Source organism: Pseudoalteromonas sp. NZS127_1 (genome assembly GCF_015864295.1).
GTDB lineage: Bacteria > Pseudomonadota > Gammaproteobacteria > Enterobacterales > Alteromonadaceae > Pseudoalteromonas > Pseudoalteromonas arctica.
The window spans coordinates 77,399-89,829 of sequence record NZ_JADYXO010000019.1 but is presented as its reverse complement, the minus strand read 5'-3'; the positions used below and the strand labels follow the sequence as shown (position 1 = coordinate 89,829).

Below are 12,431 nucleotides of genomic sequence, written 5' to 3'. Positions count from 1 at the left end.
GTTCGTGCCTCGCTATGCGTTGGCGTTTCCCGTCTCAGTGGGGTCGCATTATAGGGAGATCCGAAAACAGATCAACCCTTTTTTGAAGAAAACTTGAAATAATGTGCTGTTCGCTGGGTATTTGAGCTAAACGCTCAAAAACACAACTAAACTACCATTATTAATAGGTTCATAGAGCTATTTGAAATGAAAGTTGTGGCAACTACTAACGGGTAGAGACACATTTCGATCATCGATGCAGAAAAAACAACCAATAGAGCAAGAGTCGTATTCCTATAATCATTTAAATTAATCAAAAGCTGAGAATTAAATTGATCAGCCTATGTTTAATAATAGTTTTACATATTTTAGGAGGAAGTTTACTTAGGCCGTAATGGTTAACTTTACTCTGAGCTTCTTAGTACCGGTATATTTATAAGAGTACGCACGTTATATCTTTTAATCAGCTGTATAAGTAGAAACTTCGTTAGGGATTGCTCTAATTGTAGCTCAATTCGCGGCGGTATTATTAATAGCTGTAAATCACAATATATAGTGGAAATGATCTTTAACTAGAATCTGATAGGCTATTTTGAATGAATGGTAAATAAAGAGTAATTAGGTAGAGCTATTAAAGCAGCTGTCAAAACAACTTATCAATTCAGAATCTATGAGTCATTGCCCATAATAGAAGGTAATTACTGGTTCATATAGTTTGACAAATTTTAGGCAAGAAAAAGCCGAGCATAGGCTCGGCTTTTAGGTTTCTTTAAGACTTACTCTGCAGACTGTGCGTCTTCTTGAACTGCTTCGCTAGTCGCTGGGCGACCAACTAGTTCAATATAAGCCATTGGTGCATTATCACCAGTACGGAAGCCACACTTAAGAATACGAGTGTAACCACCTGGACGATCCGCGTTACGTGGACCGATTTCACTGAATAATTTACCAACAACTTCATTATCACGCGTGCGAGCAAACGCTAAACGGCGATTTGCTACACTGTCAGTCTTAGCCAGTGTGATTAAAGGTTCAATTACACGACGTAACTCTTTCGCTTTAGGCAAAGTAGTTTTGATGATTTCATGTTTCACCAAAGAACCTGCCATATTGCTAAACATCGCTTTACGATGGCTACTGTTACGGTTTAATTGACGACCACTCTTACGATGGCGCATGACCCTATCCTTCTAACTAAACTAATATAGTGATTTAGATTATTCAGCTAAACTTGCAGGTGGCCAATTTTCTAGGCGCATGCCCAGAGAAAGTCCACGTGAAGCTAGCACGTCTTTAATTTCAGTTAGAGACTTCTTACCTAAATTAGGTGTTTTAAGAAGCTCAACTTCAGTGCGCTGAACTAAATCACCGATATATTGAATTTGCTCGGCTTTCAAACAATTTGCTGAGCGTACTGTTAATTCAAGGTCATCAACTGGACGAAGTAGAATAGGATCGAATTCTGGCTTCTCTTCTTTCTCTTCTGGCTCAGTTACATCACGTAAATCTACGAATGCATCTAATTGCTCAGCTAAGATAGTAGACGCACGGCGGATCGCTTCTTCTGGATCTAAAGTGCCGTTTGTTTCCATATCAATGATTAACTTGTCTAAATCTGTACGTTGCTCAACTCGAGCTGATTCAACCGAGTACGCAATACGTTCAACTGGGCTAAATGATGCATCAAGCAACAATCTACCAATTGGACGCTCATCGTCATCAGAGGATAAACGACTAGATGCCGGCACATAACCACGACCACGTTCAACACGAATACGCATGCTGATCTCGCTGTTATTTGTAGTTAAATTACAAATAACGTGATCTGGATTAGCAATTGTTACATCGCCATCGTGCTGAATATCAGCCGCAGTAACAGGGCCTACACCAGATTTAGTCAGGGTCAGAAAAACTTCATCTTTGCCTTCTAACGTTACTGCTAAACCTTTAAGGTTTAATAGTATTTCAATGATGTCTTCTTGAACGCCTTCTTTCGCGCTGTACTCATGTAATACACCGTCGATTTCAACTTCAGTTACTGCACATCCAGGCATAGATGAAAGTAATATACGGCGTAAAGCATTACCCAGAGTATGGCCAAAGCCACGCTCTAATGGTTCTAAAACTATTTTAGAACGCGTTGGGTTGATAGCGTCGATGTCGACTAACCTTGGTTTTAGAAATTCTGTAACAGAACCCTGCATTTTATCCTCTCTTAACTCTTAACTTTACTTAGAGTAAAGTTCGACGATTAGTTGTTCATTAATGTCCGCAGACAGGTCTGAACGCTCAGGTAGACGCTTAAAGCTGCCTTCCAATTTCTTACCGTCAACTTCAACCCAAGTCGGCTTTTCACGTTGCTCAGCCAACTCTAGAGCAGCGATGATACGTGCTTGTGTCTTAGACTTCTCACGGATTACAACAGTATCTTCTGGAGTAATTACGTATGAAGGAATGTTCACAACACGACCATTAACTAAAATCGCTTTATGGCTTACTAACTGACGTGCTTCTGCACGTGTGCTAGCAAAACCCATGCGATATACAACATTGTCTAAACGTTGCTCTAAAAGCTGTAACAAGTTTTCACCTGTATTACCTTTAAGGCGAGCAGCTTCTTTATAGTAGTTACGGAATTGCTTTTCTAATACACCGTATATACGACGTACTTTTTGCTTTTCACGTAATTGTAAACCGTAATCAGATAAACGACCTTTACGGGCGCCGTGCTGACCAGGTGCAGTCTCAAGTTTACACTTAGAGTCGATAGCTCTTACGCCGCTCTTAAGGAACAGGTCAGTACCTTCACGACGACTCAGCTTGAGCTTAGGGCCCAAATATCTTGCCATGTTATTTCTCCTAACCTATTGTTAAACGCGACGTTTCTTCGGTGGACGACAACCATTATGTGGTATAGGCGTCACGTCAGTAATGTTGGTAATACGGTAACCAGCAGCATTCAAAGCACGTACAGCAGATTCACGACCTGGACCTGGACCTTTAATGAAAACTTCTAGATTTTTTAAACCGTATTCTTGAGCAGCAGTACCTGCACGCTCTGCAGCAACCTGAGCAGCAAATGGTGTAGATTTACGTGAACCACGGAAACCTGAACCACCGGCAGTAGCCCATGATAGTGCATTACCTTGACGGTCGGTAATCGTTACAATAGTGTTGTTGAAAGACGCATGAACATGAGCCATACCATCAGCAACTTGTTTTTTAACCTTTTTACGACGAATTGGTGTCTTAGCCATAATACTATCCCCTTATCGCTTAATAGGCTTACGTGGACCCTTACGGGTGCGCGCGTTAGTCTTAGTTCTTTGACCACGTAGTGGTAAAGAGCGACGGTGACGTAGGCCACGATAACAACCAAGGTCCATAAGGCGCTTGATATTTAAAGTAACTTCACGACGAAGATCACCTTCAACAGTGTACTTGCCAACTGCATCACGCAGTACGTCAAGAATTTCGTCTGAAAGTTCACCGATTTTTGTGGTCTCGGCGATACCAGTCGCTACTAAGATAGCCTTAGAGCGAGTCTTACCTATGCCATAAATAGCTGTTAAACCAATAACTGCATGTTTATGATCAGGGACGTTAATGCCAGCAATACGGGCCACTAACACATCTCCTATATTCGAATTTGGTAATCATCTGTTTGAAAAGCCCGTAAGGATACTCAAACGAAGACCAAATTACTACTAAAAACACAGGCCGAGAAAACTCAGCCTGCACGCTGTTTACTTAGCCTTGCCTTTGCTTATGCTTAGGCTCACTGCAAATTACGCGTACTACACCAGCACGTTTAATAACTTTACAGTTACGGCATATTTTCTTAACGGAAGCACGTACTTTCATTGCTCAACTCCGTAAACTGACCTTATCGACCGTAGCCTTTAAGGTTCGCTTTTTTCAGCACAGAATCATACTGATGAGACATCAGGTGAGTCTGTACTTGTGCCATAAAGTCCATGATTACTACAACGATAATCAAAACTGATGTACCGCCGAAGTAGAATGGCGTTTGCCACGCCATCGTCATGAATTCAGGCACCAGACAGATAAAGGTTATATACAAAGCACCTGCCAATGTCAGGCGTGTCATCACTTTATCAATGTATTTAGATGTCTGCTCACCTGGACGAATACCTGGGATAAATGCGCCAGATTTCTTAAGGTTATCTGCTGTTTCACGAGGGTTAAAAACCAACGCTGTATAGAAAAAGCAGAAGAAGATAATAGCCGCTGCTAGTACAAGTGAGTACAACGGTTGACCTGGGGTCAACGTAGTAGCTACAGCTTGTAATACATCAGCAACTGGACCTTCACCTTGGCCGAACCAGCTAGCAATTGTACCAGGGAACAGAATTATACTGCTAGCGAAGATTGGTGGAATAACACCCGCCATATTTACTTTTAGTGGTAAATGCGTGCTTTGAGCAGCAAATACTTGACGACCTTGTTGGCGTTTAGCGTAGTTAACAACAATACGACGTTGTCCACGTTCGAAAAACACTACAAGATAAGTAACAGCGAATACGATTACCGCAACCATCAACAGTACAAAAACATTCAAATCACCTTGGCGCGCCATTTCGACTGTCGAACCAATAGCAGACGGCAAGTTAGCTACAATACCAACAAATATTAGAACTGAGATACCGTTACCGATACCGCGTTCTGTAATTTGTTCACCCAACCACATAAGGAACATAGTACCAGTCACTAAACTCACCACTGCGGTGAAATAGAAACCCATACCAGGGTTAACAACTAACCCCTCCATCATGCCCGGTAAGCTAGAAGCAATACCGATTGATTGAATAGTAGCTAGCACAAGCGTGCCATAGCGTGTGTACTGGCTAATTTTTTTACGCCCTTGCTCACCTTCTTTCTTAAGCTCTATAAACGGAGGATACATATGCGTTAATAGTTGCGTAATAATCGAAGCCGAGATATACGGCATAATACCCAGTGCTAACACTGAAGCTCGCTCAAGTGCACCACCACTGAACATGTTGAACATCTCAACAATGGTGCCCTTTTGTTGCTCGAAGAAATCGGCAAGTACAGCGGCGTCAATCCCAGGGATCGGCACAAATGAACCTAGACGGTAAATTATGATAGCACCCAATACGAAGAGTAATCGGCGCTTCAATTCCGAAAGTCCACCTTGTGCACTTTTTGTATCTTGACCTGGTTTAGCCATTAGTACTTCCTTAGTCTTCTACCTTGCCTCCGGCAGCTTCAATAGCTTCGCGAGCACCTTTAGAGGCTTTAAGGCCTTTAACGGTAACAGCGCGTGAAACTTCGCCAGATTTAACAACTTTAACGAAAAGAACGTTCTTTTTAACTAGACCAGCTGCTTGTAACGCGCTTAGGTCTACCACATCGCCTTCTACTTTAGCGATTTCAAAAAGGTTTATTTCTGCAGATACTAAAGATTTGCGAGAAGTAAAACCAAATTTAGGTAGACGACGTTGCATAGGCATTTGACCGCCTTCAAAACCAACGCGTACTTTGCCGCCAGAACGTGATTTTTGACCTTTGTGACCACGACCACCAGTCTTACCTAGACCAGAACCGATACCACGACCAACACGTTTTGGAGCAGTTTTTGAACCTGCAGCAGGTGAAAGTGTATTCAAATGCATCGAATTAACCCTCTACCTTAACCATGTAAGAAACCTTGTTTATCATACCACGTACACATGCTGTGTCTTCTAACTCAACAGTGTGGTTGATACGACGTAAACCAAGACCGCGTAATGTAGCTTTATGTTTCGGTAAACGACCGATAGAGCTTTTTACTTGTGTTACTTTTACAGTTTGATTTGCCATGGTTACCCCAGTATTTCGTCTACGCGAAGGCCACGTTTTGCAGCGATTGACTGTGGAGAATTCATATTCTCAAGAGCCGAAATCGTTGCACGTACCACGTTGATTGGGTTAGTAGAACCGTAACATTTAGAAAGTACGTTCTGCACACCAGTCACTTCAAGTACTGCACGCATAGCACCACCTGCAATGATACCAGTACCTTCAGATGCTGGTTTCATGAACACTAGTGAGCCAGCATGACGTCCCTTAACAGGATGCTGTAATGTGTTGCCATTTAGGTCTACGTTGATCATGTTACGACGTGCTTTTTCCATTGCTTTTTGAATAGCAGCTGGAACTTCACGTGCTTTACCATAACCGAAACCTACTTTACCTGCGCCATCACCAACTACAGTTAGTGCAGTAAAGCTAAAGATACGACCACCTTTAACTACTTTAGACACACGGTTCACCGCGATTAGCTTTTCAGCTAGATCAGGCTGTTGTTGCTTTGCTTCTACGTTAGCCATAGTCTACTCCTAGAATTGCAAACCGGCTTCACGCGCAGCATCAGCTAGCGCCTTCACACGGCCGTGATATTTAAAGCCACTGCGATCAAAAGCAATCTTTTCGATGCCTTTGTCAGCCGCACGTTCAGCAACCGCTTTGCCAACTGCTTGCGCAGCTTCAACGTTACCGGTGCCTTTAACTGTTTCGCTAATAGCCTTTTCAACAGTAGAAGCAGCAGCCAGTACATTACCCTCAGCATTTACAACTTGAGCGTAGATGTGACGTGGCGTGCGGTGGATAACAAGACGCGTTGTGCCTTGTTCAATATAATTTCTACGAGTGCGTTTAGCACGACGTAGACGAGCTGTTTTTTTATCCATCGTCTTACCTTACTTCTTCTTAGCCTCTTTACGGCGTACATTCTCATCTGAATAACGAACACCCTTGCCTTTATAAGGCTCAGGTTTACGGTATGCACGAATGTTAGCAGCTGTTTGACCAACTAACTGCTTATCTACGCCCTTAACTAGAACTTCTGTTTGGCTTGGAGTTTCAATCGTAATTCCTTCAGGAACTGCGAAATTAACTGGGTGTGAGAAGCCAAGAGTTAAATCTAATGTTTTACCCTTAGCTGCAGCACGGTAACCCACGCCTACTAACTGAAGTTTCTTCTCGTAACCTTCATGCGTACCAACAACCATGTTGTTGATTAGAGCGCGAGCAGTACCTGCTTGAGCCCATGCATTAGCTACGCCATCACGAGGTAAAGTAGTAATAACGTTGTCATTAACTTGTACTTCAACAGCGTTGTTGATAGTACGAGTAAGTTCACCGTTTTTGCCTTTAACTGTGATTTCCTGGCCTTTTAATGTAACTTCTACACCGGCAGGAACAGTAATTGGTGCCTTTGCTATGCGAGACATAGTTCCCCTCCGATTAAGCTACAAAACCAATGATTTCACCACCAACACCAGCACTACGTGCTGTGCGGTCTGTCATTAGGCCTTTAGAAGTTGATACGATAGCGATACCAAGACCACCCATTACCTTAGGTAATTGGTCACGTTTCTTATAGATACGTAGACCAGGGCGACTTACACGCTGGATATTTTCAATTACAGCTTTGCCTTCGAAGTACTTCAATTCGATAGAAAGCTCAGGTTTAGTTTCACCGTTAACGGCGAAATCTACGATATAACCTTCGTCTTTTAGTACTTTAGCTAATGCTACTTTCAGCTTTGAAGTTGGCATCGTTACAGATACTTTCTTCGCTGATTGACCGTTACGAATTCGTGTGAACAAATCCGCGATAGGATCTTGCAAGCTCATAGTCTTACTCCCATGATTCTATTACCAGCTAGCCTTTTTAAGGCCAGGAATTTCACCGCGCATAGCTGCTTCGCGAACTTTAATACGGCTCATGCCGAATTTGCGAAGGAAACCATGTGGGCGGCCCGTAATGTTACAACGATTACGTTGACGTGCAGGGCTAGAATCACGAGGTAAAGCTTGTAGCTTAAGTACCGCGTCCCAACGATCATCTTCAGATGTATTAACATCACTGATGATAGCTTTTAGTGCCGCGCGCTTTTCAGCGAACTGAGCAACTAGTTTTGTGCGCTTTGCTTCGCGCGCTTTCATAGAATTCTTTGCCATAACCCTACCCTTATTTCTTAAATGGGAAGTTAAACGCTTCTAACAACGCACGGCCTTCCTCATCAGATTTCGCAGAAGTAGTGATAGTAATATCCATACCGCGTACACGGTCTACTTTATCGTAATCGATTTCTGGGAAGATGATTTGTTCACGTACGCCCATGCTGTAGTTGCCACGTCCATCAAAAGACTTAGCACTTACGCCACGGAAGTCACGAATACGTGGGATAGCGATTGATACCAAACGCTCAAAAAAGTCCCACATACGCTCGCCGCGTAGGGTTACTTTACAACCAATCGGGTAACCTTCACGCACTTTGAAGCCAGCAACAGATTTGCGTGCTTTAGTGATTAGAGGTTTCTGACCAGAGATTGCTGCTAGATCCGCTACTGCGTTATCTAAAATCTTCTTGTCAGCTAGGGCTTCGCCCACGCCCATATTCAATGTGATCTTTTCGATCTGAGGGACTTGCATGACAGAGCTGAAACCAAACTTCTCTTGAAGTTCAGCAACTACTTTGTCTTTATATACTTCATGCAGTTTCGCCATCATTCTACTCCAACTATTAGATAGTTTTACCAGTAGATTTAAAGATACGTAATTTCTTACCATCTTCAATCTTGAAACCTACACGATCAGCTTTACTCGTTTCCGAGTTGAAGATCGCAACGTTTGATGCATCCATAGATGCTTCTTTCTCAACAATGCCGCCAGCTTGGTTCAATTGTGGAACCGGCTTTTGGTGTTTCTTGATCAAGTTTATGCCTTCGACAAAGATTCGACCAGATTCAGTAACAACTGAAAGCACTTTTCCGCGCTTACCTTTGTCTTTACCTGCTAGTACGATTACTTCGTCATCACGACGTATTTTTGCTGCCATGATTGGCTCCTTACAGTACTTCTGGGGCTAGTGAAACGATTTTCATGAACTTATCATTACGAAGTTCGCGAGTCACAGGGCCGAAAATACGTGTACCAATTGGCTGCAAGTTATCATTTAAGATAACAGCCGCGTTGCTGTCAAAACGGATCAGAGAACCATCTGGACGGCGAACACCTTTTCTGGTACGCACAACTACCGCGTTTTTAACATCACCTTTCTTCACTTTACCGCGAGGAATAGCTTCTTTTACAGAAACTTTAATGATGTCGCCAATCGCTGCGTAGCGACGGTGTGAACCACCAAGGACTTTTATACACTGCACTTTGCGAGCGCCGCTGTTATCAGCAACTTCCAGCTGAGTTTGCATTTGGATCATGTTAATGACCTCCGGTGTAGTAATTACAACGTGTCTAAAATTCGTTTAAAAATCAGACATTTCGATTAAATCCCAATCAAAAAACAAACGAGTTGTCTCTTAAGGGCGGGCAATTGTACCAGCATTGAGGGGGTAGCGATAGGTTATTTTTTAATTAATTTGGAGTGTATGGTTATTAAAGTTGAGTAATTACGGCTATGTAGCTATTTTACAGATGGTTACAAAACAAACAAGGCACTATATAAGTGCCTTGTTTACGTTAGCTGTAGTTGATTAACCAAATAAACCTTTTAATTTATCTTTAATCTTATCCTTTGCTTTGTCTTTGGCTTTTTCTTTTGCCTCATCAACCTTCTGCTTAGCTTCATCTTTAAGCGCATTGCCTACATCAAGCTTTATACCAACATCGTGGAAAGGCCCTTTTATACGTAGTGGTATTTTAAAACCAGTGCTGTCATCAGTGGTTCCCTGTCCTTCGATTGATCCAACTATGCCTGTAACCAAACGGTAATTAACTGTTGTTTGTGGTAAATCAACATCGCCTTCACCTGATATTCTAACGAGTGGGCTAATAAGTGATAAATCAGTATTTTTACCAACACCATTAGTAAAGTTGAAGCTTCCCGTTAGTGCAGAGAAATCCGTTTGCTCAGATTCTTCAAACCCTGTATCTAACCCTTCAGATGCTGCACCAAAGTTTCCTGAAATAAGTTCCTTACCTTTACGTACCATCTCAGCTATATTCGCGCCTTTCACTGCTCCATCCGCAAACTCAAATCCAAGCTTTCCGTTAAGCGCACCAATAAACGACTTTTGACTTTGGCCAGTTGTGTTTAGGTTCCAATTTAAAGACCCCTTACCCATTAGCTTGTCAAAACCTGCCGCATCAGTTAATAAAGGCTGTGCATCTATACCAGCTAAGTCAAAGTTAGTTGATATTTTATAAGGTACTTGTTGTGCGTTTACTTTGATAACGCCTTTACCTGACCCTTCATAAGCAGAAAAGCTATCTAGGCTTAGTTTTGCAATGCTATTTTTTAAAGCAACAGTAAATTGATTTGCGCCCAACTTAATATCGTTAGCTTTTAATCCACTTGAACGAATAACTACATTCGCATCTAGTGAATTTAACGCACTTAGATCAATTTTAGTGTCATCCCATACTATTGGCTCTGCAGGTTTATCATCTTGCTCTACTGGCTCTTCTTGTTTAGCTACTGCTTTAGGTAGGTACGGGTTTAAATCAAGCATACCTAAATCAATATCAGCATTTACAGCTAAACGCTTACCTAGGTTAAGCTCGCTCTTACCTTTTATTTCCAATGCGTCTAACGTCGCAACTAAATCTTCTAAATTAAATTTCTCACCTGCTAGGTGCATTTTACCGTTTACACTAAATGCGTTAAAAGCATTTTCTTTAGCGCTTAACTCTACACCTTGCCATTTCGCAATGTTTTTAACTGACTCACCATTTAATGCTAACTGACCTTTAATATCTTGGCCTTGCTTAGCGATGCTCCCTTCGAACGTTAGATCAACTAAACGAGAATCTAAGGTTTGTTTAACATTAAAAGTGGTGCCTTCAATTGCTTTAGCCGGAGTATCTAGTTTTATATCAAGCTCAAAACGTTCTTGCATATAAGTAATACCGCCTTTTACTTCTAATGTTTTACGAAGTGAAGGAAGTAAAATAGCGAGCTCTAGATCACTAATTTGTTGTTTAGCACCTGTTTGGCCATCTAGGTAAGTAAATGTACCGCCATAAATAGCAACCTCACCTAATTCAATATCAAAGTTATCTGGAAGCTTTATCGCTTCACCTGATTGGCTTTGCTCTTTAGGTTGCTCTGCAACTGCATCAAACAACTGCCAATTAGCTTTACCATTTTTGTCGGTTTCTAATAGAATATTTGGTTCGTTTATAACAAACTTATCTAATTTAAACTCACCACCAAATAATGAAAACCAAGGTATGTGTACAGCAAGCTGTTTCATACTCGCCATATCGGCGCGCGAACCTGATTCCATGTTTGCAAAATGCACGTCGTTAAGTTCTAACTTTAATGCAGGGAATACGCTAAGTGTTTTATCACCTTTAATAGTAAGAGTGCGCCCAGTTGTTTGTTCTACCTGCTGCGACACTTTATTAAAAATAGTATCAGTAGGAATTAAAAACGGTGCGGCAACAATTAGTGCTATACATAGTAAAAGTATTACACCTACAATTTTAAGTAAGGTTTTCATGATCGTCCTTTCAAACGTGCAAATAATGTTCTTATCATAGCGAGTGTTAGCCTTAAAATCATTGTAGTTGATGTAAAAAAGCCACTAAAACCATTTTACCTGTTATATATGAATCTTTCCTGAAACATTTTGATACCTTTAGGTTACAAATAAATATTGACCCGGTGATACCCCAAGGTTACATTGATACCCAGGGGTTACAAAACATCAAATACTATTACAGGATGAATATTATGAAACAACAGGATATTAAAACTGAAGAAAAGTTTATGAGTCAAAATATATGGCTTAGTATAAGCACAGCCATGGTTTGTTTACTTCTCAGTGTTTACTCACTAATAAAGCACGATAACGAAGGGTTATTATTTGTTGGATTGGGCGTTTCTTTTTATGTAGTTATAGTGATTGTTTACCTCATTAAAGGGGGCTTTCCGTTAAAAATGTATTTTCAATACGCTTGTAAAGATGAGTTTCTAAACACCATTGATACTAATGCCTATAAACATACAAGTTTTGCATTTGTATTTTGCCTTCTGGGTGTTTTTTATAAAGGCGATGAAATAGCTCGCGAGGTCTCGCATGCAACTATGGCGGTATTCTACCTAGGTATCGTGCTCTTGGTATATGGCGCTTCATTGCTTTGGCAAAGTCGTGATTAGGAGTGGATATGCAAAATAACATAGCAAAGTATCGAAAAGAGGCTGGGCTTTCACAGCAAGAACTTGCTGATGCTATTAACGTGTCGCGCAAAACAATAAGTACCGTAGAAACAAACCGGTTTACGCCGTCGGTAATAATTGCTCTAAAAATAGCCAAGCATTTTAATACCTCAGTTGAAAGCGTCTTTGTACTGGATGAAAATGATTGATACATATTAAAGCGTTAGTCTCATTTTATTAGCAAAAATACCGATTTAGTCACTTCAATTACAACGTATGAAGGACAGCGCTGTTGTT

The 12,431-nt window shown here is 41.3% G+C and carries 20 protein-coding genes; 2 read left to right on the top strand and 18 right to left on the bottom strand.

Translation table 11 applies throughout. The features are described from left to right. Nucleotides 1-755: 755 nt before the first annotated feature. The 18 genes from rplQ to I6F50_RS15915 all read right to left on the bottom strand — a co-directional run bounded on the left by rplQ (nt 756) and on the right by I6F50_RS15915 (nt 11,475). Complete coding sequence (gene rplQ / locus I6F50_RS16000; protein ID WP_002959450.1) at nt 756-1,157, bottom strand: 50S ribosomal protein L17; 402 nt, start codon at nt 1,155-1,157, stop codon at nt 756-758. A gap of 39 nt (nt 1,158-1,196) precedes the next feature. Then, a complete protein-coding gene (rpoA, locus tag I6F50_RS15995; RefSeq protein ID WP_002959452.1) occupies nt 1,197-2,183 on the bottom strand; it encodes a DNA-directed RNA polymerase subunit alpha in 987 nt (328 codons plus the stop codon). 24 nt (nt 2,184-2,207) lie between these two features. Next, entirely contained in the window at nt 2,208-2,828 is a 621-nt protein-coding gene (gene rpsD, locus I6F50_RS15990; protein WP_002959461.1) for a 30S ribosomal protein S4, read from the bottom strand. Nucleotides 2,829-2,849: 21 nt separating this feature from the next. Then, nucleotides 2,850-3,236, bottom strand: a complete 387-nt coding sequence (rpsK, locus tag I6F50_RS15985; RefSeq protein ID WP_002959471.1) for a 30S ribosomal protein S11 — start codon at nt 3,234-3,236, stop codon at nt 2,850-2,852. 12 nt (nt 3,237-3,248) lie between these two features. After that, complete coding sequence (gene rpsM / locus I6F50_RS15980) at nt 3,249-3,605, bottom strand: 30S ribosomal protein S13 (protein ID WP_007584664.1); 357 nt, start codon at nt 3,603-3,605, stop codon at nt 3,249-3,251. A gap of 124 nt (nt 3,606-3,729) precedes the next feature. Continuing rightward, nucleotides 3,730-3,843 carry a 50S ribosomal protein L36 gene (gene rpmJ, locus I6F50_RS15975; protein WP_002959476.1) on the bottom strand — a complete coding sequence of 38 codons (114 nt, stop codon included), beginning with the start codon at nt 3,841-3,843 and terminating at the stop codon, nt 3,730-3,732. Nucleotides 3,844-3,865: 22 nt separating this feature from the next. Continuing rightward, complete coding sequence (secY, locus tag I6F50_RS15970; protein WP_007584663.1) at nt 3,866-5,194, bottom strand: preprotein translocase subunit SecY; 1,329 nt, start codon at nt 5,192-5,194, stop codon at nt 3,866-3,868. A 10-nt stretch (nt 5,195-5,204) separates the two neighbouring features. Beyond that, the gene (gene rplO, locus I6F50_RS15965; protein ID WP_002959480.1) at nt 5,205-5,639 is read right to left on the bottom strand and encodes a 50S ribosomal protein L15; all 435 of its coding nucleotides are present in this window, start codon (nt 5,637-5,639) and stop codon (nt 5,205-5,207) included. A 4-nt stretch (nt 5,640-5,643) separates the two neighbouring features. Further along, nucleotides 5,644-5,826: a 50S ribosomal protein L30 gene (gene rpmD / locus I6F50_RS15960; RefSeq protein ID WP_002959482.1), complete on the bottom strand. Its 183-nt coding sequence runs from the start codon at nt 5,824-5,826 to the stop codon at nt 5,644-5,646. Nucleotides 5,827-5,828: 2 nt separating this feature from the next. Further along, nucleotides 5,829-6,335, bottom strand: coding sequence for a 30S ribosomal protein S5 (gene rpsE / locus I6F50_RS15955; RefSeq protein WP_002959485.1), 507 nt, complete (start codon nt 6,333-6,335; stop codon nt 5,829-5,831). 9 nt (nt 6,336-6,344) lie between these two features. Beyond that, nucleotides 6,345-6,695 (bottom strand): 50S ribosomal protein L18, encoded by a 351-nt coding sequence (gene rplR / locus I6F50_RS15950; RefSeq protein ID WP_002959486.1) that lies wholly within the window; start codon nt 6,693-6,695, stop codon nt 6,345-6,347. A gap of 9 nt (nt 6,696-6,704) precedes the next feature. Continuing rightward, nucleotides 6,705-7,238 (bottom strand): 50S ribosomal protein L6, encoded by a 534-nt coding sequence (gene rplF / locus I6F50_RS15945; protein ID WP_002959488.1) that lies wholly within the window; start codon nt 7,236-7,238, stop codon nt 6,705-6,707. Nucleotides 7,239-7,251: 13 nt separating this feature from the next. Continuing rightward, complete coding sequence (rpsH, locus tag I6F50_RS15940) at nt 7,252-7,644, bottom strand: 30S ribosomal protein S8 (protein ID WP_007584660.1); 393 nt, start codon at nt 7,642-7,644, stop codon at nt 7,252-7,254. Between the two features lie 21 nt (nt 7,645-7,665). Beyond that, nucleotides 7,666-7,971, bottom strand: coding sequence for a 30S ribosomal protein S14 (gene rpsN, locus I6F50_RS15935; RefSeq protein ID WP_010554914.1), 306 nt, complete (start codon nt 7,969-7,971; stop codon nt 7,666-7,668). 10 nt (nt 7,972-7,981) lie between these two features. Beyond that, entirely contained in the window at nt 7,982-8,521 is a 540-nt protein-coding gene (gene rplE, locus I6F50_RS15930) for a 50S ribosomal protein L5 (RefSeq protein WP_010554915.1), read from the bottom strand. Between the two features lie 16 nt (nt 8,522-8,537). Then, nucleotides 8,538-8,852 (bottom strand): 50S ribosomal protein L24, encoded by a 315-nt coding sequence (gene rplX / locus I6F50_RS15925; protein ID WP_002959496.1) that lies wholly within the window; start codon nt 8,850-8,852, stop codon nt 8,538-8,540. A gap of 10 nt (nt 8,853-8,862) precedes the next feature. Further along, on the bottom strand, nt 8,863-9,231 hold the full coding sequence (gene rplN / locus I6F50_RS15920; RefSeq protein WP_002959498.1) for a 50S ribosomal protein L14: 369 nt from the start codon (nt 9,229-9,231) through the stop codon (nt 8,863-8,865). Between the two features lie 273 nt (nt 9,232-9,504). Further along, nucleotides 9,505-11,475 (bottom strand): AsmA family protein, encoded by a 1,971-nt coding sequence (locus tag I6F50_RS15915; RefSeq protein ID WP_197176698.1) that lies wholly within the window; start codon nt 11,473-11,475, stop codon nt 9,505-9,507. A 233-nt stretch (nt 11,476-11,708) separates the two neighbouring features. Here I6F50_RS15915 and I6F50_RS15910 point away from each other — a divergent pair, with 233 nt between their 5' ends. Next, complete coding sequence (locus I6F50_RS15910) at nt 11,709-12,134, top strand: hypothetical protein (protein WP_197176693.1); 426 nt, start codon at nt 11,709-11,711, stop codon at nt 12,132-12,134. Between the two features lie 8 nt (nt 12,135-12,142). After that, complete coding sequence (locus I6F50_RS15905; RefSeq protein WP_197161180.1) at nt 12,143-12,343, top strand: helix-turn-helix transcriptional regulator; 201 nt, start codon at nt 12,143-12,145, stop codon at nt 12,341-12,343. Nucleotides 12,344-12,431 lie beyond the last annotated feature (88 nt).

What these genes read in the sequence shown, in the direction of transcription:
- rpsH (WP_007584660.1), bottom strand. Translation starts at nt 7,644, where the DNA reads ATGAGCTTGCAAGATCCTATCGCGGATTTGTTCACACGAATTCGTAAC.
- rpmJ (WP_002959476.1), bottom strand. Translation starts at nt 3,843, where the DNA reads ATGAAAGTACGTGCTTCCGTTAAGAAAATATGCCGTAACTGTAAAGTT.
- rplO (WP_002959480.1), bottom strand. Translation starts at nt 5,639, where the DNA reads ATGCATTTGAATACACTTTCACCTGCTGCAGGTTCAAAAACTGCTCCA.
- rplN (WP_002959498.1), bottom strand. Translation starts at nt 9,231, where the DNA reads ATGATCCAAATGCAAACTCAGCTGGAAGTTGCTGATAACAGCGGCGCT.
- I6F50_RS15910 (WP_197176693.1), top strand. Translation starts at nt 11,709, where the DNA reads ATGAAACAACAGGATATTAAAACTGAAGAAAAGTTTATGAGTCAAAAT.
- rplX (WP_002959496.1), bottom strand. Translation starts at nt 8,852, where the DNA reads ATGGCAGCAAAAATACGTCGTGATGACGAAGTAATCGTACTAGCAGGT.
- I6F50_RS15905 (WP_197161180.1), top strand. Translation starts at nt 12,143, where the DNA reads ATGCAAAATAACATAGCAAAGTATCGAAAAGAGGCTGGGCTTTCACAG.
- rpsD (WP_002959461.1), bottom strand. Translation starts at nt 2,828, where the DNA reads ATGGCAAGATATTTGGGCCCTAAGCTCAAGCTGAGTCGTCGTGAAGGT.
- rplQ (WP_002959450.1), bottom strand. Translation starts at nt 1,157, where the DNA reads ATGCGCCATCGTAAGAGTGGTCGTCAATTAAACCGTAACAGTAGCCAT.
- rpmD (WP_002959482.1), bottom strand. Translation starts at nt 5,826, where the DNA reads ATGGCAAATCAAACTGTAAAAGTAACACAAGTAAAAAGCTCTATCGGT.
- rpsE (WP_002959485.1), bottom strand. Translation starts at nt 6,335, where the DNA reads ATGGCTAACGTAGAAGCAAAGCAACAACAGCCTGATCTAGCTGAAAAG.
- rpsK (WP_002959471.1), bottom strand. Translation starts at nt 3,236, where the DNA reads ATGGCTAAGACACCAATTCGTCGTAAAAAGGTTAAAAAACAAGTTGCT.
- I6F50_RS15915 (WP_197176698.1), bottom strand. Translation starts at nt 11,475, where the DNA reads ATGAAAACCTTACTTAAAATTGTAGGTGTAATACTTTTACTATGTATA.
- rplF (WP_002959488.1), bottom strand. Translation starts at nt 7,238, where the DNA reads ATGTCTCGCATAGCAAAGGCACCAATTACTGTTCCTGCCGGTGTAGAA.
- rpoA (WP_002959452.1), bottom strand. Translation starts at nt 2,183, where the DNA reads ATGCAGGGTTCTGTTACAGAATTTCTAAAACCAAGGTTAGTCGACATC.
- secY (WP_007584663.1), bottom strand. Translation starts at nt 5,194, where the DNA reads ATGGCTAAACCAGGTCAAGATACAAAAAGTGCACAAGGTGGACTTTCG.
- rplR (WP_002959486.1), bottom strand. Translation starts at nt 6,695, where the DNA reads ATGGATAAAAAAACAGCTCGTCTACGTCGTGCTAAACGCACTCGTAGA.
- rplE (WP_010554915.1), bottom strand. Translation starts at nt 8,521, where the DNA reads ATGGCGAAACTGCATGAAGTATATAAAGACAAAGTAGTTGCTGAACTT.
- rpsN (WP_010554914.1), bottom strand. Translation starts at nt 7,971, where the DNA reads ATGGCAAAGAATTCTATGAAAGCGCGCGAAGCAAAGCGCACAAAACTA.